This window comes from Thalassotalea sp. Y01 (assembly GCF_012932945.1).
GTDB lineage: Bacteria > Pseudomonadota > Gammaproteobacteria > Enterobacterales > Alteromonadaceae > Thalassotalea_A.
Genome location: NZ_JABBXG010000010.1, coordinates 60,980 through 85,402, shown reverse-complemented (window position 1 = coordinate 85,402; position 24,423 = coordinate 60,980). Strand labels below are relative to the sequence as shown.

The 24,423-nt window shown below is 42.9% G+C and carries 22 protein-coding genes and 1 tRNA gene; 19 read left to right on the top strand and 4 right to left on the bottom strand.

Features of this window, described 5'->3' with window-relative positions:
* The first annotated feature begins 56 nt into the window (after nucleotides 1-56).
* The gene (locus HII16_RS14105) at nucleotides 57-1,208 is read left to right on the top strand and encodes a histidine kinase (protein WP_169131069.1); all 1,152 of its coding nucleotides are present in this window, start codon (nucleotides 57-59) and stop codon (nucleotides 1,206-1,208) included.
* A 37-nt stretch (nucleotides 1,209-1,245) separates the two neighbouring features.
* On the top strand, nucleotides 1,246-1,890 hold the full coding sequence (locus HII16_RS14100; protein ID WP_169131067.1) for a response regulator transcription factor: 645 nt from the start codon (nucleotides 1,246-1,248) through the stop codon (nucleotides 1,888-1,890).
* A 145-nt stretch (nucleotides 1,891-2,035) separates the two neighbouring features.
* Here HII16_RS14100 and yhbY read toward each other — a convergent pair whose 3' ends face one another.
* A complete protein-coding gene (yhbY, locus tag HII16_RS14095) occupies nucleotides 2,036-2,332 on the bottom strand; it encodes a ribosome assembly RNA-binding protein YhbY (protein ID WP_169131065.1) in 297 nt (98 codons plus the stop codon).
* A 90-nt stretch (nucleotides 2,333-2,422) separates the two neighbouring features.
* On the opposite strand from yhbY, the gene rlmE reads away from it, so the two are divergent.
* The 7 genes from rlmE to HII16_RS14060 all read left to right on the top strand — a co-directional run bounded on the left by rlmE (nucleotide 2,423) and on the right by HII16_RS14060 (nucleotide 8,970).
* The gene (rlmE, locus tag HII16_RS14090) at nucleotides 2,423-3,058 is read left to right on the top strand and encodes a 23S rRNA (uridine(2552)-2'-O)-methyltransferase RlmE (protein WP_135437212.1); all 636 of its coding nucleotides are present in this window, start codon (nucleotides 2,423-2,425) and stop codon (nucleotides 3,056-3,058) included.
* 120 nt (nucleotides 3,059-3,178) lie between these two features.
* Nucleotides 3,179-5,101: an ATP-dependent zinc metalloprotease FtsH gene (gene ftsH, locus HII16_RS14085; RefSeq protein ID WP_135437211.1), complete on the top strand. Its 1,923-nt coding sequence runs from the start codon at nucleotides 3,179-3,181 to the stop codon at nucleotides 5,099-5,101.
* Nucleotides 5,102-5,347: 246 nt separating this feature from the next.
* The gene (folP, locus tag HII16_RS14080) at nucleotides 5,348-6,175 is read left to right on the top strand and encodes a dihydropteroate synthase (RefSeq protein ID WP_169131063.1); all 828 of its coding nucleotides are present in this window, start codon (nucleotides 5,348-5,350) and stop codon (nucleotides 6,173-6,175) included.
* A 60-nt stretch (nucleotides 6,176-6,235) separates the two neighbouring features.
* Complete coding sequence (gene glmM / locus HII16_RS14075; protein WP_169131061.1) at nucleotides 6,236-7,582, top strand: phosphoglucosamine mutase; 1,347 nt, start codon at nucleotides 6,236-6,238, stop codon at nucleotides 7,580-7,582.
* Between the two features lie 175 nt (nucleotides 7,583-7,757).
* Complete coding sequence (gene tpiA, locus HII16_RS14070; protein WP_169131059.1) at nucleotides 7,758-8,504, top strand: triose-phosphate isomerase; 747 nt, start codon at nucleotides 7,758-7,760, stop codon at nucleotides 8,502-8,504.
* 15 nt (nucleotides 8,505-8,519) lie between these two features.
* On the top strand, nucleotides 8,520-8,867 hold the full coding sequence (secG, locus tag HII16_RS14065; protein ID WP_211183526.1) for a preprotein translocase subunit SecG: 348 nt from the start codon (nucleotides 8,520-8,522) through the stop codon (nucleotides 8,865-8,867).
* 18 nt (nucleotides 8,868-8,885) lie between these two features.
* Nucleotides 8,886-8,970: transfer RNA gene (locus HII16_RS14060), tRNA-Leu, on the top strand.
* 224 nt (nucleotides 8,971-9,194) lie between these two features.
* Here HII16_RS14060 and HII16_RS14055 read toward each other — a convergent pair.
* Nucleotides 9,195-10,385, bottom strand: coding sequence for a DEAD/DEAH box helicase (locus tag HII16_RS14055; RefSeq protein ID WP_169131055.1), 1,191 nt, complete (start codon nucleotides 10,383-10,385; stop codon nucleotides 9,195-9,197).
* Between the two features lie 384 nt (nucleotides 10,386-10,769).
* A complete protein-coding gene (locus HII16_RS14050) occupies nucleotides 10,770-12,581 on the bottom strand; it encodes an acyl-CoA dehydrogenase C-terminal domain-containing protein (RefSeq protein ID WP_169131053.1) in 1,812 nt (603 codons plus the stop codon).
* Nucleotides 12,582-12,843: 262 nt separating this feature from the next.
* On the opposite strand from HII16_RS14050, the gene HII16_RS14045 reads away from it, so the two are divergent.
* From HII16_RS14045 to rpsO, 9 genes are all read left to right on the top strand, one after another.
* Nucleotides 12,844-13,239 (top strand): hypothetical protein, encoded by a 396-nt coding sequence (locus HII16_RS14045; RefSeq protein WP_169131051.1) that lies wholly within the window; start codon nucleotides 12,844-12,846, stop codon nucleotides 13,237-13,239.
* 286 nt (nucleotides 13,240-13,525) lie between these two features.
* Nucleotides 13,526-14,041, top strand: a complete 516-nt coding sequence (locus tag HII16_RS14040; RefSeq protein ID WP_169131049.1) for an acyloxyacyl hydrolase — start codon at nucleotides 13,526-13,528, stop codon at nucleotides 14,039-14,041.
* Nucleotides 14,042-14,218: 177 nt separating this feature from the next.
* The gene (locus tag HII16_RS14035) at nucleotides 14,219-15,208 is read left to right on the top strand and encodes an SUMF1/EgtB/PvdO family nonheme iron enzyme (RefSeq protein WP_248289636.1); all 990 of its coding nucleotides are present in this window, start codon (nucleotides 14,219-14,221) and stop codon (nucleotides 15,206-15,208) included.
* Between the two features lie 468 nt (nucleotides 15,209-15,676).
* Nucleotides 15,677-16,132, top strand: coding sequence for a ribosome maturation factor RimP (rimP, locus tag HII16_RS14030; RefSeq protein ID WP_135437187.1), 456 nt, complete (start codon nucleotides 15,677-15,679; stop codon nucleotides 16,130-16,132).
* Nucleotides 16,133-16,208: 76 nt separating this feature from the next.
* Nucleotides 16,209-17,705, top strand: a complete 1,497-nt coding sequence (gene nusA, locus HII16_RS14025) for a transcription termination factor NusA (protein WP_135437186.1) — start codon at nucleotides 16,209-16,211, stop codon at nucleotides 17,703-17,705.
* A gap of 23 nt (nucleotides 17,706-17,728) precedes the next feature.
* Nucleotides 17,729-20,392: a translation initiation factor IF-2 gene (gene infB, locus HII16_RS14020; protein WP_169131047.1), complete on the top strand. Its 2,664-nt coding sequence runs from the start codon at nucleotides 17,729-17,731 to the stop codon at nucleotides 20,390-20,392.
* A gap of 108 nt (nucleotides 20,393-20,500) precedes the next feature.
* Nucleotides 20,501-20,896: a 30S ribosome-binding factor RbfA gene (rbfA, locus tag HII16_RS14015; protein ID WP_135437184.1), complete on the top strand. Its 396-nt coding sequence runs from the start codon at nucleotides 20,501-20,503 to the stop codon at nucleotides 20,894-20,896.
* A 3-nt stretch (nucleotides 20,897-20,899) separates the two neighbouring features.
* Nucleotides 20,900-21,841, top strand: a complete 942-nt coding sequence (gene truB, locus HII16_RS14010; protein ID WP_169131045.1) for a tRNA pseudouridine(55) synthase TruB — start codon at nucleotides 20,900-20,902, stop codon at nucleotides 21,839-21,841.
* Nucleotides 21,842-21,975: 134 nt separating this feature from the next.
* Complete coding sequence (gene rpsO / locus HII16_RS14005) at nucleotides 21,976-22,245, top strand: 30S ribosomal protein S15 (protein ID WP_169131043.1); 270 nt, start codon at nucleotides 21,976-21,978, stop codon at nucleotides 22,243-22,245.
* A 121-nt stretch (nucleotides 22,246-22,366) separates the two neighbouring features.
* On the opposite strand, the gene HII16_RS14000 is transcribed toward rpsO, so the two are convergent.
* The gene (locus tag HII16_RS14000; protein WP_169131041.1) at nucleotides 22,367-23,323 is read right to left on the bottom strand and encodes a LysR family transcriptional regulator; all 957 of its coding nucleotides are present in this window, start codon (nucleotides 23,321-23,323) and stop codon (nucleotides 22,367-22,369) included.
* 131 nt (nucleotides 23,324-23,454) lie between these two features.
* Between HII16_RS14000 and HII16_RS13995 the strand changes: the two genes are divergently transcribed.
* On the top strand, nucleotides 23,455-24,423 hold the full coding sequence (locus tag HII16_RS13995) for a MoxR family ATPase (protein ID WP_169131039.1): 969 nt from the start codon (nucleotides 23,455-23,457) through the stop codon (nucleotides 24,421-24,423).

Genomic DNA, 24,423 nt, shown 5'->3' with positions numbered 1-24,423 from the left:
TTGCGTGTCGGTCGTTAAGTAAGTTTACTTCTAGAACATGTTAGCGAGGTTTCCGTTTGAAAAAGCTAGTGACTTGGTTAAGTGCACATCATGGCGTGATGGCTGGTGTAAGCACGGTGTTAGTTATCGCTGGTATTAGTTTGTATTGGCTCAATGATGCGCCAATTGAATATAAAGCTAGCAGCTATTGGGTGATGCTAGCCTTTACTGTCTATTTAGCCTGTTTCATTGCTATTCATAAAAGTGCCGATGCAACGCAAAATGAACCCTTACAGGTAGGTTTGTTATTGTTAATGCTCGCGGCAGCGTTTGCGGTGTTATTGCTGATCCCACTTAACTTTACATCGATTTTAACCATCATCTGGGTGGCAAAGCTGTCCTATTTTCTATCGTTGGCACGAACCATGTTGGTCACCACCGTGGTGATTGTCTGTTGGTTTGGCTTGTCGAGTTATTATTGGAACGAAAGCAATGTGGTGATCCAAGCCATGTTGTTTGGTTGCTTTCATTTGTTTTCAATTTTAATGAGTTACCAAACACAAAAAGCGGAGCGCAATTCATTGCAATTGCAACGAGTTAACAATGAATTGCTGTCGACACAACGTCTTTTAGCCAGTACCAGTCGCTTGAATGAACGCAGTCGTATTGCTCGAGACTTACACGACCTGTTAGGTCATCACTTAACAGCGCTAAGCATTAATTTGCAGGTAGCTGAGCTTACCTGTGATGGCGATGCGAAACAGCGTGTTGCCGAGTGTCGACACTTAGCGAAATTGTTATTAAGTGATGTCCGTGAAGCGGTAAATTCGCTTAAAGAAAACCAGCAACTGGACTTTAATGAGATGCTCGACAGCATAGTTGCTGGCTTGCCTGGATTACAGGTTGAGAAATCCATCGAAACAGACTTTCATATTGAAGAAGTGGCGTTAGCTCGCGACGTACTGCATTGCAGCATTGAAGCGATGACCAATACCTTAAGGCACAGCGGAGCCTCACATTTCTATCTTAAGGTATGGCGTCAAGATGACGGTTTACATGTCGAGATGGCTGATAATGGCAAGGTACATAAAAAATTGAACTTCGGTAATGGTCTGAATGGCATCAAAGAACGTGTTGATAACGCCCATGGTCAAGTGCAGTTTAATATGGATAAAGGTCTAAAGATTACCATGACTTTTCCCAGTTTGTTTGTGAAAGCAGAGGCCTAAACATGTTGCTTGATACTACTCGTAAAGGAGTCCAACTTTGACTATCGGTGTATTGCTTGTCGACGATCAAGCCTTGGTTCGCGCGGGTATCAAAAGTTTACTCGATTTGAGTGAGGAGGTGTCTGTTATTGCAGAAGCCAGTGATGGCAGTCTGATCATTGACGCCCTAGAAAGTCACGAAATCGATGTGATTTTATTGGATATATCGATGCCAGTGATGAATGGTATAGAGGCGTTAGCGCTGTTAAAGCAACAGAACATAGCCACACCGGTCATTATTTTAACCACATTTGATGATCACGACTCGATATTGAAAGGCATTGCTAATGGCGCAAAAGGGTATCTTTTAAAAGATGTGTCGTTAGATACCTTGATTGATGCGATTAAGTCTGTGCATGCAGGGCAACGATTAGTGCAACCCGCCATAACCGAACGTTTATTGTCTGGTATGCAACATATCCGCTCAGATTTTGAAAAACCCGATATGATTGAGCCGTTGTCTATTCGCGAAAAAGAAGTGTTGTCATTGATGGCCAGCGGTTGCTCTAATAAGGAAATTGCTGACATGTTGTGCAAATCACAAGGCACCATCAAAAATCATGTATCAAACGTCTTATCAAAACTCGGTGTGCGGGATCGAACGAGAGCAGTATTATTGGCTATAGAGAAAGGCCTTATCTAGGAATACCTCTTTTCATTGCTATAAGCGACATAAGTGCCACAAGTAACGTAAGACACCTAAATAACTAGACCGACCGGTTAAAATTAATAATCAGACACAAAAAAAAGGTGTTGGCGGCAGGCTATCAACACCTTTTTTAGTCGTATTAGATACGTGGGATCTCAATCTTTTTCTCGTCACTTTGACGATAGATAATTAAGGTTTTACCTATGGTTTGGATTTTTATTGCATTAGTTTCGCGCACGATAGCGTCAATTATCAATTGCTTTACTTCACGGTCGTCTGTCGGGATTTTTACCTTAATTAACTCATGGTGATTTAATGCGCCGTCAATCTCGGCAACCACACCTTCGGTTAAACCGTTAGTGCCTAATAAAACAACAGGTTTAAGGCTGTGCGCCAAACCTTTTAAATAATTAACTTGTTTTTTTGAAAGATTCATTAAAATATTCGTTTAACTGACTTGAATTACAGACATTTTAACGCCATCTTGAGATTAATACTAATTTTAATGGTGACAAATCGTTAATTTATGAGCAAACCAAAAAAAGGCCGCAGTGTCAGTTCAAATCGTTGGATGCAAGAGCATTTTGATGATGAATACGTAAAGAAAGCGCAAAAGCTTGGTTTACGGTCACGCGCGGTATTTAAAATTGAAGAGATCAACAATAAAGATAAGTTGATCAAAAAAGGTATGAAAGTCGTAGACCTAGGTGCAGCACCTGGCGGCTGGTCTGAGTACGCGGTAAAAGTTGTTGGTGATAATGGTGACGTGATTGCCTGTGATATTTTACCAATGGAACCATTACCTGGCGTTGCGTTTTTGCAAGGCGATTTTCGTGAAGATGAGGTACTTGATACCTTATTGGCACGTATCGATGGCAAAAACGTTGATGTTGTGATGTCAGATATGGCACACAACTTCAGTGGTAACGAAGCCACCGATCAGGCTCGAAACATGTATTTGGTCGAGCTGGCATTGGATATGTGTCATCAAGTTTTGAAGAAAAATGGCAGTTTTGTTGTCAAAGTATTTCAGGGAGAGGGATTCGATCAGTACATGAAAGACGTACGAAATTGCTTTACCGTGGTGAAAACCCGTAAACCTGAATCATCGCGTCCACGTTCTCGCGAAGTATATATAGTGGCTACAGGTTACAAACTGTAGTAGAGTTACATTAGCAATACTTTATAATAAGAGCTTGAAATTACGAATTAAAGCCCTTATTTAAAAAAGTAAACAAGTCTAAGAATCATCGCAAAGTAAGCTATACAAGAGGTCCTCACATTGAGCGATATGGTTAAAAATCTTATTTTATGGCTAGTGATAGCTATAGTATTAATGTCGGTTTTTCAAAGCTTTACGCCTAGCAACACGGCTGACGCAAAGCTTGATTATACCCAATTTATTTCTGATACCCGTTCGGGACAGGTCGGTGAAGTGAACATTGAAGCCAATGGTGTTATCAATGGCAAAATGCGCAATGGTCAAACATTCACGACAATGATCCCTACCCAATATGACAAAGATTTGCTCAATGATTTGATTCAAAATAACGTCAAAGTACAGGGTGTTCCACCGGAAGAGCCAAGTCTTCTTGCCAGTATTTTTATCAACTGGTTCCCAATGTTGTTATTGATTGGTATTTGGATTTTCTTCATGCGCCAAATGCAAGGTGGTGGCGGTAAAGGCGCCATGAGCTTTGGTAAGTCTAAAGCGCGCCTGTTATCTGACGATCAAATTAAAACAACGTTTGCCGACGTTGCCGGTTGTGACGAAGCAAAAGAAGAAGTTGCGGAGTTGGTTGATTACTTACGTGATCCATCGAAATTCCAAAAATTAGGTGGTCGCATTCCTTCAGGTATTTTAATGGTTGGTCAACCTGGTACGGGTAAAACCCTATTGGCCAAAGCGATTGCCGGTGAAGCGAAAGTGCCATTCTTCTCTATCTCAGGTTCTGACTTTGTAGAGATGTTCGTTGGTGTTGGTGCATCGCGTGTACGTGATATGTTTGACCAAGCGAAAAAATCTGCACCGTGCATTATCTTCATTGATGAAATTGATGCGGTAGGTCGCCAACGTGGTGCCGGTCTTGGTGGTGGTCACGATGAACGTGAGCAAACATTGAACCAAATGTTGGTAGAAATGGACGGTTTTGAAGGTACTGAAGGGGTTATCGTGATTGCCGCGACTAACCGTCCTGATGTATTGGATCCGGCCTTATTACGTCCTGGCCGTTTTGACCGTCAAGTTACTGTTGGTCTACCTGATATTCGTGGTCGTGAACAAATTCTTAAAGTACACATGCGTAAAGTGCCAATTGCTGATGACGTCGATGCCGCGGTTATTGCCCGTGGTACACCAGGCTTTAGTGGTGCCGATCTTGCTAACTTGGTAAACGAAGCTGCATTATTTGCCGCCCGTACCAGTCGTCGCATGGTGTCTATGGTTGAGTTTGATAAAGCCAAAGACAAAATCATGATGGGCGCAGAACGTCGCTCCATGGTGATGAGCGAGTCAGAAAAAGAAATGACTGCGTATCATGAAGCTGGTCACGCAATCGTTGGTCGTATGGTGCCTGAGCATGATCCGGTGTACAAAGTAAGTATCATTCCTCGTGGCCGCGCCTTAGGTGTAACCATGTACTTGCCAGAAAAAGATAGAGTAAGTCACAGCAAGATGCATCTAGAAAGCATGGTGTCATCACTTTACGGTGGTCGAATTGCTGAAGATGTCATCTATGGTTCTGACAAGGTGTCAACAGGCGCATCTAACGATATTGAGCGTGCCACTGAAATCGCTCGCAAGATGGTTACCCAGTGGGGTCTATCTGACAAGATGGGACCAATGTTGTATGCAGAAGAAGAGGGCGAAGTGTTCCTTGGACGTAGCGCTGCACAACACAAGCATATGTCTGACGAGACTGCCAAAGATATTGATGATGAAGTTCGTACCATCATTGAACGCAACTACAAACGAGCAGAAGATATTCTTAAAAACAACATGGATATCTTGCACTCAATGAAAGACGCGCTTATGAAATACGAAACCATCGATGCTGATCAAATTGATGATTTGATGGCTCGTGTCGATGTCCGTGCACCGAAAGGTTATGGTGATGAAAATCGTAACGACAGCACACCACCAGCAAGCTCGGTTAAGCCAAGCAACCCGGATGTTAATAATCCAGCTGATGAACCAGCGAACTAAAAGCTAAATTTAGCTTCTAGGTCAACATATGAAAACCCGCTATATGGCGGGTTTTTATTTGTCCGAAAATTAGTCTTTGCGCCTCGCAAAAATCGCCGCTTTTTGAGCTTTGGCAAATGTGTAAGTTATTGTCCGATGAGTAAAATATTGATAATGTTAGCGGGAAGTCGTTGTCATTGAATAACAGCCTCTTCTATAATATATGGCAAAACCAATAACAATCTCGATAAGACACTGCCTTAAACCATGTTATTTGCTGAAAAACAACTCGATATAACCTCACCACAAGTGATGGGGATTCTTAATGTAACGCCAGACTCCTTTTCCGACGGGGGGCAGTTCAACTCGATTGAAAATGCCTTAATGCAAGTTGAGCAAATGCTAGCCGACGGCGCGACGATTATTGATGTTGGTGGTGAGTCTACTCGACCTGGTGCAGCTGATGTTGAATTACAACAAGAGTTGCAGCGCGTCATTCCGGTTATCGAGGCGATTACACGCCGTTTTAATACCATAGTCTCAGTCGATACCAGCAAAGCTGAAGTTATGCGCCAAGCCATTGCTGCGGGGGCGGGCTTAATTAATGATGTGCGAGCACTGCAAAACCCTGGTTGTCTAGAAGTGGTTGCTGAGTGTGAATTACCGGTCTGTTTAATGCATATGCAAGGCATGCCACGCACCATGCAACATGATCCGCAATACGGTGATGTGATTGGCGATATCCTCGATTTCTTTAATGACCGAATAGCACAGTGTGTTGCAGCAGGTATTGAACGAGAGCGAATCATTATCGATCCGGGCTATGGCTTTGGTAAAACCCTTGAACAAAACTATGAATTACTGGCTCGACAACAGGAGCTAGCTTGCATGGGGTTACCAATACTATCTGGCATGTCACGTAAATCGATGATTGGCAATTTGCTGAATTGCGAGCTGGAACAACGTCTTGCCGGCAGTTTATCGGCAGCAGTCATTGCTGCATTGCATGGCGGCAATATCATTCGAGTGCATGATGTCAAAGAAACCGTCGATGCGTTAGCGGTTTTGAATAAAACGCTGCAATTTAGACGATAATAATTTTATAAGTTACACAGATTTATTCTACAATTTTAAAAACAATTAGGAGACAGTAATTTGTCTGAAAGAAAATATTTTGGTACCGATGGTGTACGCGGACTGGTCGGCAAAGCGCCAATTTCTCCAGAGTTTGTTATGAAGCTTGGTTGGGCTGCTGGTAAAGTTTTGGCAACACAAGGCACGCAAAAAGTACTGATAGGCAAAGATACTCGTATTTCAGGTTATATGCTTGAGTCTGCACTAGAAGCTGGTTTTTCAGCAGCAGGCATCGACATCGGTTTGATGGGACCAATGCCAACACCGGCCATTGCCTATCTCACCAAAACATTCCGCGCAGAAGCGGGGATTGTTATCAGCGCCTCACACAACCCTTTTTATGATAACGGTATTAAGTTTTTCTCAACGTCTGGTGAAAAGCTACCTGACGAGGTCGAGTTACAAATCGAACGTATGCTCGATGAAGACATGGATTGCGTCCATTCCGCAAAACTTGGTAAGGCAGTGCGCATCGATGATGCAGCCGGTCGATACATTGAATTTTGTAAGAGTAACTTCCCATCAGAATACTCTCTAAATGGTTTGAAAATCGTTGTTGATTGCGCCAATGGTGCCACTTACCATATCGCCCCTGCGGTGTTTCGTGAGCTGGGCGCTGAAGTGATTGAATACGGGTGCGAGCCAAATGGCATCAACATTAACGACGATTGCGGTGCAACATCTACCTCTAATATTGCCAAGTTAGTGCTTGAGCAACAAGCCGATCTAGGAATCGCCCTTGATGGTGACGGTGACCGCTTAATGATGGTTGATCACAATGGTGATATCGTTGATGGTGATGAACTTATCTATATAATCGCTAAGAACGCACAGGATCGCGAAACCTTAGTCGGCGGTGTGGTTGGTACTCTGATGAGTAATATGGGCCTAGAATTGGCGCTACAATCACTTGATATTGAATTTAGCCGCGCCAAAGTTGGTGATCGTTATGTCATGGAACAACTGAAACAAAAAGGTTGGAAGCTTGGTGCTGAAAATTCAGGTCATATCATTAATCTAGATTGCACCTCTACCGGTGATGGTATCGTTGCCGCCCTTAATGTGCTTGAAGCCATTTGCCAGTCAGGTAAGACTTTAGCTCAGTTAAAATCTGGTATGACTAAGTTACCGCAGATATTGGTTAATGTTAGGTTCAATGAATACACTGACCCGCTTAATGATGACAGAGTTAAGCAAAGTGTTGATGAAGTAGAAACAGAATTAGTTGGACGAGGTCGAGTACTGTTACGTAAATCCGGTACTGAACCGTTAATCCGCGTTATGGTGGAAGGACCTGAAGTGGCAGAAGTGTCGCGCTTAGCGAATGTTATTGCTGACGCTGTTAAAGCCGCAGGTGCTGAACACTAAGTGATATTATCTTCGGCATGGGTATTGGTGAACCGTAAATCAAGCCAAAGCTAATGTGTTGAATTTGTAATAAATGTGTTGCTAATTTAAGCAAACAAACTGGTAGGCGAGATATTTCCTTGTATCTTTAATTGACAGTTGTTAATATCTCGCCGTTTTCTAATAGGGAATTGCTATGACAAGACAGACCATTGTGGCCGCGAATTGGAAGATGAACGGCGATTCGAAGTTAATACTCGAAATGAGCGAAGCGCTTAACGCGTTGACTTTAAAAAACAAACAGGTCATTGTTTGTCCTTCGGCACCTTATTTAGCCAATGCTGTAAGTGTATTTTCAAACCAAGACATTGCGATTGGTGCGCAAAATGCGAACGAACATGACAAGGGCGCTTATACCGGTGAAGTTTCAGCTTTAATGCTGAAAGATTTACAGGTACAATACGTGATCTTGGGGCATTCAGAAAGACGTGCGATTTACGGTGAAAGCTCTGAGCTAGTTGCCGATAAAGTAGCGCATGTTTTAGGCCATGGCCTTACCGCCATCTTATGTATTGGTGAGACTGAATCGGAACGCGAGAATGGCGAAACCGAAACAGTGTTAAAGTCGCAGTTAGATCCGGTTATCAATCAAATTGGTATCCAGGCATTTGAAAATGTCGTTGTTGCTTATGAGCCTGTATGGGCAATCGGAACAGGCAAAACTGCCTCATCTGAAATCGCGCAACAAACCCACGAGTTTATTCGTGGTTATCTAGCATCGTTTGACACAGATATTGCCAACACAACGGCAATTTTGTACGGTGGTAGTGTTAACGCAGGTAACTGCCAAGAATTGTTCTCCCAAGCTGATATAGACGGTGGTCTAATTGGCGGGGCGAGTTTAAAAATTGAAGAATTTAGTAATATCTGCTCAGCAGAATAGGATTTAAAGATAATGTTGTATCAAGTATTGTTAGTTGTTTATCTAATCATTGCCTTGATTCTTGTTGGTTTTATTTTAATTCAACAAGGTAAGGGTGCAGACATGGGCGCATCATTCGGTGCAGGCTCGTCAGCCACCATTTTTGGTTCATCAGGTTCTGGTAACTTTATGACCAAAACCACGGCAATTTTGGCAACGATTTTTTTCGTTACTAGCTTGATTCTTGGTAACCTGACCGCACAGCGTACCAAAGCAACCGATGAATGGAATAACTTGGGCGGCGCAGAACAAGTAGAAAGCGCTACACCAGCGTCTGATGTGCCTGCAAGCGACGACAAAAAAGAGAGCGACGTACCAAACTAATTCGCCTCATACGTTTTTGCGGATGTGGTGGAATTGGTAGACACGCAGCCTTGAGGGGGCTGTGGCTTCGGCCGTGAGAGTTCGAGTCTCTCCATCCGCACCAAAACATATTAAAACCGGTCTTATGACCGGTTTTTTTGTATTTGAACAATGGAGAATATTTTACAGATAAATAGTTTTATTTTAGTGTACTCACAAAGATGTATTACGCCTAATATAAAAGTGAGTTGGACTTTTAAGATTTTGTGGGACACGTATTTAGCAACTAAGTGCCCGTATAGTTATTCACTTAATCCTTTTCTTAGGCTTATGATACGGTGCGATCAGCTATCTTCTCTGTGGCTTATTCTTCGGTACGTAATTCAAAATAGATACAGGTACCACTTTTTTGACCGCAAACCCCTCTATTTCTTTACGCTCAATAATATGGCCGAGACGACTTTCAATGGCACATAGATTTCTAAAGTTATCTTTGGATACAAACGATATCGCTTCTCCCATTAAGCCTGCACGTCCAGTGCGGCCAATACGGTGAATATAATCATCGGCCTTGTCGGGTAAATCATAATTAACCACGCGGGTAAGCTCACCAATATCGATGCCGCGGGCAGCAATACCGGTCGCCACTAAAAATTTGATTGCGCCGGATTTGAATTCACTGAGAATCTGTTCACGTATTGCTTGGGTTCTTCCGCTATGAATGGATTCTGCTTTAATTCCGCGCTTCTCTAACTGACTGACCAGCTTGGCTGCGCCGTGTTTTGTTTCGATGAAAATAAGTGCCTGTTGCCACTCTTGTTCTTTAATCAAATGACTGAGCAAGGCTGATTTATTACCCTTGTCTACCGTGATCAGCCACTGAGTAATTTTCGGCGCGGAGCTACTATCCGGTGTTGTCGATATTTCTACCGCATCGTGCAGCGTTCGTTTTGCCAATGTGCGAACATCATCGCTTATGGTGGCTGAAAATAATAGATTTTGTCGCTCAGTGGGCAAGCGATCAATAATTTTATTTATGTCATCGATAAAGCCCATATCTAGCATTCTGTCCGCTTCATCAAGGACAAGCACTTTAAGTTCATCAAAATGTAATGCCCGTTGGTGCGCCAGATCTAACAATCTTCCAGGCGTGGCAACTAGAATGTCTACGCCCCAGATCAACTGTTGTATTTGTGGCGCTGAATCAACACCACCATACATTGCCATGGAGCTCAGATTTAGATATTTACCGTATTGGCGAATGCTCGCTTCAACCTGAACGGCAAGCTCACGTGTTGGTGTGAGAATAAGTGCTCGAATTCGTTTGCCACGCAGCTTGCGTGGTTTGTTTAACGATTGCAGTAACGGCAATACAAAACTGGCGGTTTTACCTGTGCCTGTTTGGGCACCGGCAATGACGTCTTTACCTGATAAGATTACCGGTACCGCCTTAACCTGTATTGCTGTAGGAGATTTATAATCAAGCTCGGCTAGGGCTTTGACAATAGAATCGCATAATCCAAGTTTTGAAAATGGCATATAAAATCTCGGTTATTTGAGTGAGCAACGGGCTGCATTAGCAGAAAATCGCGAAGTAAAACAAAGGCGTGGAGTATAGCAGTAAATGCCATGGTGTAGAAGTTAGCAGCTAGTACGTTACGTCATTATTGGTGAGTATTGTTGGCTCCGTCGACCCTATACAAGCCTAGCTATATTAGCTAAGACTGGATCTAACATGCAAAATAATAGGGCCGGGTTCGTTATGAAACCGGCCTAATTATTTTTTACTTTAAAGTCTCTAATTTGACTCAATATAACCGTTAATAATACCTATTTTTAGTGGCAATTGTACGTCCTTGAGCGTTGCATTAGTTTCGAACCAGCTACAAATAAAAGATGTATATCTTGTATAACCACTGTCGCTTAGAACGCTTCAGCTTCTAATTTCATCAATGTCGTTGGCGCTTTCATCATCAGTGAGGCATGGACTTTCGCTTGTGGGAAAATCCGCTCAAAGTAGAACTCTGCAGTGCGTATTTTGGCTTTGTAAAACTCTTTGTCACCTTCGCCACTGGTCAGCTTCTCATTTGCGGCTTGTGCCATTTGTGCCCACATGTATGCCATCAAAATATAGCCGGAATACATCAGGTAATCGACTGATGCGGAACCAACAACGTCACGATCGCTTTTCGCTTTAAGCATCAAACGAAACGTATACTGTTGCCAATTCGCGGCTGCTTTACTCAGTGGCCAAACAAATTTATGCATGCGGTTTTTCTGTGGGTTAGATGAAATCATGCTGTGATCTTTACAATAGCCGAGGATCTCTTTGACAATCGCAGTGATCTGCTTACCTCTATCTAGCATCACTTTACGGCCAATCAAGTCCAACGCTTGAATGCCTGTTGTACCCTCATATAAGGTTGCAATACGAGCATCCCGTAAGTTTTGCTCTAAACCCCATTCTTTGATGTAGCCATGTCCACCATATATTTGAATGCCTAAATTGGCCGAGTCAAAACCTCGTTCAGTCAAAAAGGCTTTTAGGATTGGCGTTAAAAAGCCCAGTTTTTGATCAGCAAGTTGACGAATATCTTCGTTATCGGCGTCGGCAAATTTATCGGCCGCTTTGCTCGCATATAAAATCATTGCTCGACCACCTTCAACAAAGGCTTTTTGAGTTAATAGCATACGACGAACGTCTGGGTGAACAATCAAAGGATCGGCGATTTTATCTGGAAATTTTGAGCCAGTAAGAGAGCGCATCGATAGTCGGTCTTTGGCGTAATACAGACTTTTTTGATAAGCAAATTCTGCGGCGCAAACCCCTTGCAGCGCGGTACCGATACGTGCTGTATTCATAAAGGTGAACATGCATTCTAAGCCTTTATTTTCAGGTCCAATCAAATAGCCATTGGCACCATCAAAATTTAATACGGCGGTAGAGGATGCTTTAATGCCCATCTTATCTTCAATAGAACCACAGTTAACCGTGTTACGGTCAAGCAGGTTACCTTGCTCGTCGACATTAAATTTTGGCACGATGAACAGAGAAATACCTCGGGTACCTTTTGGTGCATTGGGTAGGCGAGCTAAAACAATGTGTATGATATTCTCTGCCATATCGTGCTCACCAGCAGAAATAAATATTTTACTGCCGCTGATGGCGTAACTGCCATCTTGATTCGGCTCAGCTTTGGTTCTTATCTGACCTAAGTCGGTACCACATTGGGCTTCAGTAAGACACATAGTGCCGGTCCATTCGGCACTGGTCAGTTTCGGTAGGTAGGTGTTTTTTTGCTCGTCACTGCCGTGCGCTAAAATAGTATTCATGGCACCTAGGCTAAGGCCAGGGTACATGCCAAATGACCAGTTTGCGGTGCCCATAAACTCAGCTTTAACCAAACCAAGGCTTTGCGGTAAGCCTTGGCCACCATATTCGGTTGAAAAACTTAACCCTTGCCAACCAGCGTCAATATACTTTTGATACGCGTCTTTAAAACCTATTGGTGTGGTGACTTCACCATCGTTGAAAGTACAACCTTCTTTATCACCAATGTGATTGATTGGTGCTAATTCGTTTTCACAAAATCTTGCGCATTCGCTGATGATGGCTTCGACCATATCAGGGCTGGCGTCCTGATAGGATGGGAATCGACCGTAATGTTTTTCAAAATTGAAAACGTCATTCATTAGGAAACGAATGTTCTCAAGTGGGGCTTTATAATCTGACATTGTCTGTTATTTAATTACTAAATTTAAACCTATACTAACAAACCTGCCTGGTATGACCAGTTCTTTATGCTGTTTTTTTTGAAAGGGTAAATAAGACACAAAGGACGAAATAAAAATAATGCATTGCCTGTTAGGACTTTTGTGAACTCAATACCCTTAATTCATCTCGAAATCAGATAAAAAGTGTAATTTGGTTTAAAACAGCAACATATTTTGCCTTGCTGCTATACTTACATTTATTTTTCAAGCCTTGGAGGTTAAGGTGAAACGTTTGCTTATCGCTTCACTGTTGTGTTTTTTGCTTTTTGCTTGTGATGACGCGAAAAAAGCCGCTGACCAAGTACAAGAAGCGGTTCAGTCATTTGATGTGGAAAGTCTCAATTTAGATCAATTCGGCGGTGCTGCCGAGCAAGCTAAAGCGTTAGCATTATCGGTACAGGATGCAATCAATGTAGACTTTAGTAACCCTGATGCAGTCAATAAGGTAAAAGACAGTATTGCCAATGCGTATAGTTGTATGGCGGACAAGTCGTCTGACGAACAAGCGACGGATTTGGTCAATACACTGATCGAAAAAGTGAAAAGTGAAGATGTCATGAGCCTGATCAAACAAGCGGTTGAACAAGGCGCCAGTGTAACTCAATGCATGACCAATTAACGGTCTAATTTAATTTAGTTTAACTTACCTTAATTTAGTTAAATTAGCCGGCATGTAACGTTTTCGAAAATGCATCATTGATGTAACATGCCATGTAAAGCATGTGATAAACGCCATCTCACTAGGATGGCGTTTTTTTAAACCCAAACAAACTGTTCAGCGTTACTTTTAGTCAGCAATGTTTTGAATTAGCAAAAGTACAAACCGCCGCGCATTATGTGCCTATATTCATCCCCTCAACTCCAAAAATATGTCTATACTTTTATATACTTAGCTATGGACCACTATGAAACACGTAAGAACCAAAAGTATTTTAGTTGTTTTGTCTTTATGTTTTGTAACACCAATTGTTGTTGCTATTCAGGATAAACCTAGAGTAACTGCCGGATTTGGTGTATTTGGTGCGGTTGATAAAGGTCAGATTTCGACAATCAAATTAGGTTACGAATTTATGCCTTGGGAGGAGTATTGGGGTATACGGCCGCTCATGCAAATTATGGTTAATGACTACGGCGCTTATTATGCCTCCATTGGACTGAGCAAAGAATTTAAAATTGTTGCTCGATGGCCGAAATGGCGTTGGGGAATGATGACCTCGATTGGCTATTATCATGAAGACTCAAACGACAATACCGATGAACTTGGCCATGAGGTTGAGTTTTATACTGCCATTATGGCGTCCTATAAGTTAAACACGCAGTCGAGTATTCGTATCGAACTAGGTCATATTTCTAACGGCGGGATAGGTAACCAAAACCCCGGTTCTGAAGCGGTATTGGTTACATATCTAGCGTCTTTTTAACGCAAGGATTGGTTACGGCGTATGGAAGAATATGCATGCGGCATATGCGTGTCGGGTTATTTCTAAAAAGGTGCTTACGTTAGTTTTATAAGCAAGGTTAATGTTGGTGTCATCACTTAAGTCGTTCACCAGCTATATTTTTTTATTTGTGAATTCACACCAATTGAGAGAGGCAATATGCAACACTCATATCGATATGTTGAAATGAAAGGCCGATTACTCGGTGTTTGCTTACTTAGCTGCACATTCAGCGTAAATGCATTGTCAAACGTTGAGGAGCAACAAGAAAAACTAACTCAACTACCTCAGAATCCTCAAAAACCTCAACAGCAAGAACCCGCGCAACAAACTCAGCCAGAGCAAAACAAGGTTGCAGAGATATCGGAACAATCATTATCAGAAGAAACCATTGAAGACCCTAGTGCACAAGATAAATCACTTCAACAACCTGCAGAGCTTTCAGATGCCATGGTAGAGCGTTTAATGAAGGATATGATTTGGGTCGAAGGCGGCGAGTTTACCATGGGCTCAGACCATGTAGACGCCAACAGTCGAGAAAAACCGCCACATCAAGTGACGGTCGATGGATTTTATATGGGCCGCACCGAAGTCACTCAAGAATTATTCTTAGCGGTGATGGGGTGGAATTTCAGTTATTTTCCCTGCGACTTGTGCCCAGTGAACAATATCAGTTGGATTAATATGCAGCAGTTTATTAACCGTCTTAATGAGGCGACAGGTAAAGTATTTCGTTTACCCAGTGAGGCTGAATGGGCATTCGCCGCTAAAGGTGGTAATCAATCAAAGGGATTCTTGTTTAGTGGCTCTGACACCATTGATGACGTCGCATGGTATGCCGGTAACGCTAACCGTAAACTGCAACCTGTCGGATTAAAGCGTGGTAATGAACTCGGTTTACATGATATGACCGGAAATGTGTGGGAATTTTGCCAAGATGATATGAGCCGCACAGTATACTCAGACAAACCGCGCGACAACCCGATGTATATTGTTACCACCGATATCAAGCAAGTGTCACTAAAAGTGCTGCGTGGAGGCGGTTACGAGTTTTCCGATAAAGAGTCTTATGTATATCGTCGTGACGGAGCGACCAGTAATGTGCGAATGCCCGATATTGGTTTTCGTTTAGCGCTCGATAAACAATAATGTTGCTCAAAGGTTATCGCTTAAATAGTGATCCGAAAACCTTAAGCAATGGTTTGGCAACCCATCAAACTTTTTCTTAGTACATTAATGTTTCCGCAAATTAGTGTGAAATTGTAAAGTTAGCCTAGGTTTATATTGCTCTTTTATGCGCACCCATATATAATTTGCACAGCTTTGACGTGAAATGATTTTTTACTTACAACTCTAGGGTACTAAATCGCTAATTTTCACGGCCTGTATTAGATAAATTGCACCTCATGGTCTTAGTCTTTTACTGTTCACAAAGGGTTGTTTTTGAGGGCCCCGTGTGAATTGGGGCTTTTTCGTATCTGTAGATCGCTTGTTAGCAGATTACGGAACGACACCAATACTACTGATTGTTGTCCGAGCCTTCCGGTGATAGATGACGATGCCAGGTAGCTACACTATTGGGCCAAGAGGCCCTTTTTTCGTTTTTGGAGAATATTCTTGAGTAAGTTTGAGCAAAAATTAACTGAGTTGCTGCGTCCGTCTGTTGAAATGACTGGCAAAGAATTATTGGGTATTGAATACATCAGTGCCGGAAATAACTCGGTTTTACGCTTATTTATTGATCATGAGAATGGCATAGACGTTGACGATTGTGCCGAAGTGTCACGACAAGTCAGCGCAGTATTGGATGTGGAAGACCCAATCAGTACTGAATATAACTTAGAAGTATCATCACCTGGGGTAGACAGACCGTTGTTTGAAAAGCCTCATTATGAAGGTGTTGTTGGTGAAACAATAGAGGTAAAACTGTCGATGCCTATTAACGGACGTCGCAAGTTCAAAGGTGAACTTGAAGCAATCGAAGGTGACACTTTGATTGTCATCGTTGATGGCCAGGACTATGAGTTACCGATTGGCAATATCGATAAGGCGAACTTAATCGCCAAGTTTTAAACTGATTTTTCATTTCGCTGTGCTGTAATGTAGCGAAATGAGTGGAAATTGAAATAAGAAGTGAGGCTTTAAAAGCATGAGCAAGGAAATACTACTGGTCGTTGATGCGGTTTCTAATGAAAAAGCATTACCACGCGAAGATATATTCAAGGCGATGGAAACTGCACTTGAGACAGCCACAAAAAAGAAATATGAAGGCGATATCGCAGTACGAGTGGAAATTGACCGTGAAACCGGTGAGTTTGATACATTCCGTCGTTGGGAAGTTGTTGAAGATGGCAGCGAACCAATGGAAAACCCTTACGCACAAATCGGCTTAGCGGCTGCACAATATGATGAACCTGAACTTGGTTTGGGTGATTTTGTTGAAGAGCAAATTGAGTCGGTCAAGTTTGACCGTATTACTACACAAACGGCGAAGCAAGTTATCGTACAAAAAGTACGTGAAGCAGAACGCGCTAAAGTCGTTGGTGAGTACCGTGATCAACTAGGTGAAATCATCACCGGTGTGGTTAAAAAAGCAAGCCGTGATTCAGTTATCCTAGATTTAGGTAATAATGCTGAAGCGGTTATTTTCCGCGATGAAATGCTACCGCGCGAAGTATTCCGCCCTGGTGACCGTATTCGTGGTTTGTTGTTTGATATTCGCCCAGAAGCTCGTGGCGCACAATTATTTGTGTCTCGTGCTAAACCTGAAATGTTAATCGAATTGTTCCGCGTTGAAGTGCCAGAAATTGGTGAAGAAATGTTGGAAATAAAAGGCGCTGCTCGTGATCCTGGTAGCCGCGCTAAGATTGCCGTTAAGTCTAACGACAAACGTATTGACCCAGTTGGTGCGTGTGTTGGTATGCGTGGTTCACGTGTACAAGCGGTATCTGGTGAGCTTGGTGGTGAGCGTGTTGATATCGTTTTATTTGACGACAACCCAGCTCAATTCGTTATCAATGCGATGGCGCCGGCAGAAGTTGCCTCAATTATCGTAGATGAAGATACCAACACCATGGATATCGCCGTAGAAGAAAGCAATTTAGCTATGGCGATTGGTAAAAGTGGTCAAAACATTCGATTGGCAAGCCAACTTACCGGTTGGGAACTTAATGTCATGACTATTGAAGACATGAAGTCAAAACATGAAGCAGAAAACGACAAGGTTATTAACTTGTTTACTGAAAAACTGGATATCGATGACGACTTCGCCACTATGTTGGTTGAAGAGGGCTTTTCTTCACTTGAAGAAATTGCCTATGTTCCAGTTAATGAATTGCTAGACGTCGATGGCCTTAATGAAGACATCGTTGAAGAGTTACGTGAGCGCGCTAAAGGAGCATTAACAACTGCTGCTCTGGCTAGCGAAGAATCACTAGAAGATGCAGAGCCAGCAGAAGATTTATTAAATCTTGAAGGTATGGACAAACACCTTGCATTCGTACTTGCAAGCCGCAGCGTAATCACGCTGGAAGATTTGGCTGAGCAAGGTGTTGATGAAATTTCAGATATTGAAGAGCTAACTGAAGAAAAAGCAGCAGAACTTATTATGGCGGCCCGTAATATTTGTTGGTTTAACGAAGAATAAGCTTAGCAAGGAGAAAATATTTAATGACCGATGTAACCGTAAAACAACTTGCTATCGAAATAGGTACAGATACCGATCGTTTGCTTAAACAGCTAGACGATGCTGGTATCCAAAAGAACGCTGAAGAAAGCGTTTCTGAGCAAGAGAAAGAAAGCTTGCTTGAACACCTTAAAAAGCAGCACGGTGATACGTCAGATTCGCAACCTACGCGTATGACGTTAAACCGTAAGAAGAAATCAACTTTATCTATTGGTTCTGGTTCTAAAGCCAAACAGGTACAGGTAGAAGTGCGTAAAAAGCGTACCTACGTGAAAGCCAGTGATGTTGAGCTTAAAGCCCAAGCCGAAGCAGAAGAGCAGGCACGCATAGAAGCTGAAGCTCAAGCGCAAGCAGAAGCTCAAGCGCAAGCCAAAGCCGATGCCGAAGCACGCGCCAAAGCAGAAGCCGCAGCGAAAGCTAAAGCAGAAGCAGACGCGAAAGCTCGTGCAGAAGCGCAAGCCAAAGCCAAAGCAGCAGCACAAGAAAAAGCGCAAGAAGTAGAAAAAGCTGAGCCGAAAGAAGAAAACGAAGAAGAGAAAAAGATACGTTTAGCGCAAGAAGCTGAAGCTGCCGCAAAAGCTGAAGAAGAAGCTCGTCAATCGGCTGCCGCTGCGGCCAAACTTGCTGAAGAAAATGAAGCACGTTGGAAAGAGCAAGAAGCTGAACGTAAGAAGAAAGAGCAAGAAGTTGTTCACGTAACATCTTCTGTTTATGCTCAAGAAGCTGAAGACCAAGCTGATATGCGCGACGAAACTAAAAACCGTCGTAAGAAAAAGAAAAAGCCAGGTAAAGACGATCGTGGTGCCAGAGGTCGTGGTGCTCGCGGTCGTAAGAAAGGTACACTTAGTGCACCTACGTCTTTACAGCACGGCTTCCAAAAGCCAGCTAAAGACATTACCCGTGCCGTACGTTTAGGTGAAACCATTTCTGTTGCTGAACTAGCCGATAAAATGGCGGTTAAAGGTGCTGAAGTCGTTAAAGTGATGTTCAAAATGGGTGCTATGGCAACCATTAACCAAGTTATTGACCAAGAAACTGCGGCACTTGTTGTTGAAGAAATGGGTCATAACGTTGTTCTAGTAAATGAAAATGCACTAGAAGATGCGGTTCTTGAAGATCGCGGTCATGTTGGTGAGTCAATCACCCGTGCACCGGTTGTTACCATCATGGGTCACGTTGACCATGGTAAAACGTCATTACTTGATTACATTCGTAAAGCGAAAGTTGCTGACGGCGAAGCTGGTGGTATTACCCAGCATATTGGTGCTTATCACGTAGAAACTGGTCACGGTATGATCACGTTCTTAGATACTCCGGGTCACGCCGCGTTTACTGCAATGCGTTCACGTGGTGCGAAAGCGACAGATATCGTAATCATTGTTGTCGCTGCCGATGATGGTGTTATGCCACAAACAGTTGAAGCGATTCAGCATGCTAAAGCATCTGACGTGCCAATTATTATCGCAATCAACAAAATGGATAAAGAAACCACGGATGTTGAGCGTGTACGTAGTGAACTTTCACAACACGATGTTCTTTCTGAAGAGTGGGGCGGTGACGTTCAATTCTGTCCTGTATCAGCTAAGACTGGTTTAGGTATTGATGAATTGCTTGATGCTGTACTACTGCAAGCTGAAGTTCTAGAACTTGAAGCGGTTGTTGATAAGATGGCGAACGGTGTTGTTGTTGAGTCTAAACTTGATAAAGGCCGTGGTCCTGTAGCAACAGTATTGGTACAAGAAGGTACGTTGAAGCAAGGTGATATCGTGCTTTGTGGTTTAGAGTACGGTCGTGTTCGAGCCATGCGTGATGAAAATGGTAAAGCCATTACAACGGCAGGTCCGTCAATTCCAGTAGAGATTTTAGGTCTTTCTGGTGTACCTCAGTCAGGTGATGAAGCGACAGTTGTTAAAGATGAGAAGAAAGCTCGTGAAGTTGCGTTGTTCCGTCAAGGTAAATTCCGTGATGTGAAACTTGCACGTCAACAAAAAGCGAAGCTTGAAAACATGTTTGCTAACATGGAAGACGGTGACGTTTCAGAAGTTAACGTGGTACTTAAGTCTGATGTACAAGGCTCATTGGAAGCCATTTCAGACTCACTAACCAAACTATCTACTGACGAAGTTAAAGTTAAAATCGTTGGTTCTGGTGTTGGTGGTATTACCGAGACTGATGCTTCACTAGCTGCCGCATCTAACGCAATTGTTGTTGGTTTCAACGTACGTGCTGATGCGTCTGCGCGTAAGGTTATTGAAGCTGAAAACCTAGACTTACGTTACTACAGCGTTATTTACGCACTGATCGACGAAGTGAAGTCAGCGATGAGCGGTATGCTTGCCCCTGAATTCAAACAAGAGATCATTGGTCTTGCAGAAGTTCGTGATGTATTTAAGTCACCGAAAATTGGTGCTATCGCTGGTTGTATGGTTACTGAAGGTATCATTAAACGTAGCGCGCCAATCCGTGTACTTCGTGAAAACGTTGTAATATACGAAGGTGAGCTTGAGTCATTACGTCGCTTTAAAGACGATGTACAAGAAGTTCGTAACGGTACTGAGTGTGGTATCGGTGTTAAGAACTACAACGATGTACGCGTTGGTGACCAAATTGAGGTATTCGAGACAGTTGAAGTGGCACGTACACTGTAACTCTTGAATAACAGCCTAGTGAATAAAATAGGGGCTTAGCCCCTATTTTTGCCTGTTAACCGCTAAATATACGCGCGTTAATGGCATTTTTATATATTGGAGCAATGAATGGCCAGAGAATTTTCCCGTACTGATCGGGTGGCACAACAAATCCAAAAAGAAATTGCGGTAATCTTACAACGTGAAGTAAAAGATCCGCGTTTGGGCATGGTAACCGTATCCGCGGTAGAGGTTAGCCGCGACTTAGCGTACGCCAAAGTATTCGTTACCTTTTTCCACGATGATGACAGCAAAATTAAAGACGCGTTAGCCATTTTAAACGATGCTGCCGGTTATATTCGTTCGTTATTAGCAAAAGTGTTACGTGCACGCATTATGCCGCAACTTAGATTTGAATATGACAAATCTTTGGTGGAAGGTGTTCGCATGACCAACCTAGTGAATAAAGTCATTGCTGAAGACGAAAGAAAGTCAGGCAAAACGAACGACGAGCAGGAAGACTAATTCATGGCAAGACGCAGAAAAGGCCGTCAAGTCGATGGCGTTTTATTGTTGGATAAACCCTATGAAATGTCATCTAACCATGCATTACAGGCGGCAAAACGCATTTATTTTGCCAATAAAGCAGGGCATACCGGTGCATTAGATCCGCTAGCAACCGGCATGTTGCCTATTTGTTTTGGTGAAGCGACTAAGTTTTCTCAGTTTTTACTCGATACAGATAAAACCTATATCGTCACTGCTAAGTTGGGTATTCGCACCACAACCAGTGATGCGGACGGTGAGGTAGTGAGCGAAAAGCCGGTGAACATCAGTGATGCTGAGTTATTGCCAGCACTGGAATCATTTCGTGGTAAATCAAAACAAGTACCGTCGATGTATTCAGCGCTAAAACACAAAGGTCAACCTTTGTACAAGTATGCGCGAGAAGGTCTCACCATTGAGCGAGAAGCGCGTGATATTGACGTTTACCGTTTAGATTTATTGCGTTTTGAAGGCGATGAAGTGGACATGGAAATTCACGTGTCTAAAGGTACGTACATTCGTACCATCGTTGATGACTTAGGTGAGTTACTCGGTTGTGGCGCGCATGTAAGCATGTTACGTCGTACGACTGTTGGTAGCTACCCGGTAGAAAACATGGTCACCTTGGAGCAATTAGAGCAGTTATTGGAGCAGGCTCGAGAGCAAGACATAGCACCGTCTGAGTTACTCGATCCATTATTGTTACCAATGGATACTGCTGTGGTTGGCTTAAGCGAAGTTAATGTTGACGACGAAGCGGCACATTATCTTAAACATGGTAATCCGGTAATGATGCCAGGTGTCAGCGAAGATGGTTTGCTTAAAATCACCGTCGGTGATAACAAACAGTTTATCGGTGTTGGCCATATCAATAGCGACGGCATGTTAGCGCCGAAACGCTTGGTTGTACAACACGAACAGTAAGCATTTGTAGCAATACGTAAAATTGCTTGCATAGCAGGCGGATTTTGCTATGATACGCGCTCTTTTCCGCTATGCTGAATTAGTGTTTGGCTTAGCGGGTTTGATTAAACACTATTAACACTAAGGTATATATTATGTCTTTATCAGCTGAACAAAAAGCAACAATCGTTGCAGAATACGCAACTAAAGAAGGTGACACTGGTTCTCCAGAGGTTCAAGTAGCTCTTTTAACTACTCAAATCAATCACCTACAAGGTCACTTCAAGAAGCACATTCACGATCACCACTCACGTCGTGGTCTACTACGTATGGTTAGCCAACGTCGTAAACTTCTTGATTATGTTAAGCGTAAGAACGTTACTCGCTATCAAGATCTAATCCAACGTTTAGGTATCCGTCGCTAAGACAGTTTCCAAAACGCAAAAAAGGCCAGTTTATACTGGCCTTTTTTAATTCTAAAATGCAATAAATCATCACACGTATTCGCTACGCTAAAGGCCATAAAGAGGCGTGATGTTCGCCGAATTATTTAACCGTTAACGACCCGTCAATTACCGCCTTAAGCTCGTCAATTAGAATTCGTTTCAGCCATTTATGCGCTGCGCTGTTGTGAGTGATGATGTGATCATTTAAATACATTGGCACAGCATAACTTTTGTCATGTATTAACATCACTTGTTTAAAGTCCTGTTGCAAAACCGCCTGTTCCATCAAATGATGTGCGCCTATAAGTAAGTAATCATTTTTCTTCATAACCGCTGCTAACATGCCCAACTGACCGCTTTGAAAAGCAACCTGACGATGTAAGTTATGATCGTCAATATATCGTAAGGCCGGATTAGAGATAAGCGACTCTGATTGCACTTCAACATTAAAATCTACGAATTTGTAATGCAAACAATCGTCAATACTAGGGTTGCTTATAGCAAAAATAGGGTGGTCCTTGCGAGCAAAAATTGCCGGATAGGAATAGCCTAATAACGTTGATTGAAAAGGCTCTTCGTTAATTGGTGCAACAAAAATCGCAAAGTCTAAGCTGCCGGTCGACAGATGTTTTTGTTGTGTTAATGAGGATGGTTGTTGGGAAATGATCACATCCGGTGCCAGTGCGCTGACGGTGTCAATAACTGGCAGCAACAAGGAATGACTCATCAAGCCAGGAATGGCAATCGTAAAGCTTTGTTGGCATGTTTTAGGATCAAAATCGCTGTTGTCAATCAAACCATAGACATCATTTAGCAGTACCGTCAAAGGTTGTTTTAGCTCTGCAGCTCTGCTGGTTGGCCGCAAACCGCTGGACTCGCGCGCAAACAGTGGGTCATCAAATATCTCTCTTAGTTTTTGCAATGCTCGACTCACTGCCGGTTGCGACACGAACAGCTTTTCCGCTGCCCGACTGACATTATTTTCTTGTAATAACACCAGTAAGGTGACTAACAAGTTAAGGTCAATTCGGGCCAGTCTTTGAGCTATTGAACGCATGTCTTTTGTCTCTCTGTCAGCTGCTATACTCCTTAAGTATATCACTTATAAATAGGTATCATTGGATAGTATATGTTGGCATCGTTAATATAGCGCCAGATGCTACGTCGTCCATCATTTAAGGAACATCAATGAATCAAACGAGACAGTCCATATCACAATTAACATCTCAGGTTGAAAGTTCAGTTATTGGTCAAAAACATATGGTTGAAACACTGATCATCGCCTTGCTTACTAACGGCAATGTGCTGTTAGAAGGGTTACCTGGGACGGCGAAAACGCGCTCAATTAAAGCACTCGCCGAGGCGTTAACTGTTGACTTGGGGCGTGTGCAGTTTACCCCAGATTTGTTGCCATCTGATGTTACTGGTACCGAGGTGTATCAAGAAATTGATGGCAAACCCTGTTTAACGTTTCAACAAGGCCCTGTATTTAATAATTTATTATTGGCCGATGAAATTAATCGCTCCCCGGCCAAGGTCCAGGCAGCGTTGTTAGAAGCGATGGAAGAGCGACAAATTACCGTTGCTGGTAAAACCTATAAATTACCTGAGCTATTTATGGTTTTGGCAACTCAAAACCCAGTTGAACAAGAAGGTACGTACCCTTTGCCTGAAGCGCAAATGGACCGCTTTTTAATGAAAATTAACCTTGATTACCCTGATGCAGAGTCAGAAGCTCAAATCATTAAGTTAGTTCGTGGTGAAGAAATGGAAATTAATGGCGAGCAAATCAAAGTCGACCCGCAAGTGATTTTTGCAGCTCGCGATGAAGTTCGTCAAGTCCATTGCTCTGATGCCGTACTTGATTACATGGTGTCGATCATTATCGCCACACGTCAGCCAGAACAGTATGTTGATTCTCCTCTAGCCAACTGGTTAGCGGTAGGTTCAAGTCCGCGAGCCAGTATCGCGTTGGATAAGAGTGCGCGAGCGATGGCTTGGCTGAACGGTAAAGATTTTGTCGATCCTGATGATGTGCGTCAGATTGTGCACGCGGTATTAAGGCATCGTTTGGTGTTGTCGTACGATGCGCTGGCAGATGGAATCACCGCTGACATGGTTATAGATGAAATCCTTAAACAGGTTGCTGTTGTTTAA

Excerpts from the sequence above, each read along its gene's own strand:
- truB (WP_169131045.1), top strand. The coding sequence starts at position 20,900 with ATGGCAAGACGCAGAAAAGGCCGTCAAGTCGATGGCGTTTTATTGTTG.
- HII16_RS14055 (WP_169131055.1), bottom strand. The coding sequence starts at position 10,385 with ATGCCATTTTCAAAACTTGGATTATGCGATTCTATTGTCAAAGCCCTA.
- nusA (WP_135437186.1), top strand. The coding sequence starts at position 16,209 with ATGAGCAAGGAAATACTACTGGTCGTTGATGCGGTTTCTAATGAAAAA.
- HII16_RS13995 (WP_169131039.1), top strand. The coding sequence starts at position 23,455 with ATGAATCAAACGAGACAGTCCATATCACAATTAACATCTCAGGTTGAA.
- infB (WP_169131047.1), top strand. The coding sequence starts at position 17,729 with ATGACCGATGTAACCGTAAAACAACTTGCTATCGAAATAGGTACAGAT.
- tpiA (WP_169131059.1), top strand. The coding sequence starts at position 7,758 with ATGACAAGACAGACCATTGTGGCCGCGAATTGGAAGATGAACGGCGAT.
- rlmE (WP_135437212.1), top strand. The coding sequence starts at position 2,423 with ATGAGCAAACCAAAAAAAGGCCGCAGTGTCAGTTCAAATCGTTGGATG.
- rbfA (WP_135437184.1), top strand. The coding sequence starts at position 20,501 with ATGGCCAGAGAATTTTCCCGTACTGATCGGGTGGCACAACAAATCCAA.
- yhbY (WP_169131065.1), bottom strand. The coding sequence starts at position 2,332 with ATGAATCTTTCAAAAAAACAAGTTAATTATTTAAAAGGTTTGGCGCAC.
- HII16_RS14000 (WP_169131041.1), bottom strand. The coding sequence starts at position 23,323 with ATGCGTTCAATAGCTCAAAGACTGGCCCGAATTGACCTTAACTTGTTA.
- folP (WP_169131063.1), top strand. The coding sequence starts at position 5,348 with ATGTTATTTGCTGAAAAACAACTCGATATAACCTCACCACAAGTGATG.
- HII16_RS14050 (WP_169131053.1), bottom strand. The coding sequence starts at position 12,581 with ATGTCAGATTATAAAGCCCCACTTGAGAACATTCGTTTCCTAATGAAT.
- rpsO (WP_169131043.1), top strand. The coding sequence starts at position 21,976 with ATGTCTTTATCAGCTGAACAAAAAGCAACAATCGTTGCAGAATACGCA.
- HII16_RS14035 (WP_248289636.1), top strand. The coding sequence starts at position 14,219 with ATGCAACACTCATATCGATATGTTGAAATGAAAGGCCGATTACTCGGT.
- HII16_RS14040 (WP_169131049.1), top strand. The coding sequence starts at position 13,526 with ATGAAACACGTAAGAACCAAAAGTATTTTAGTTGTTTTGTCTTTATGT.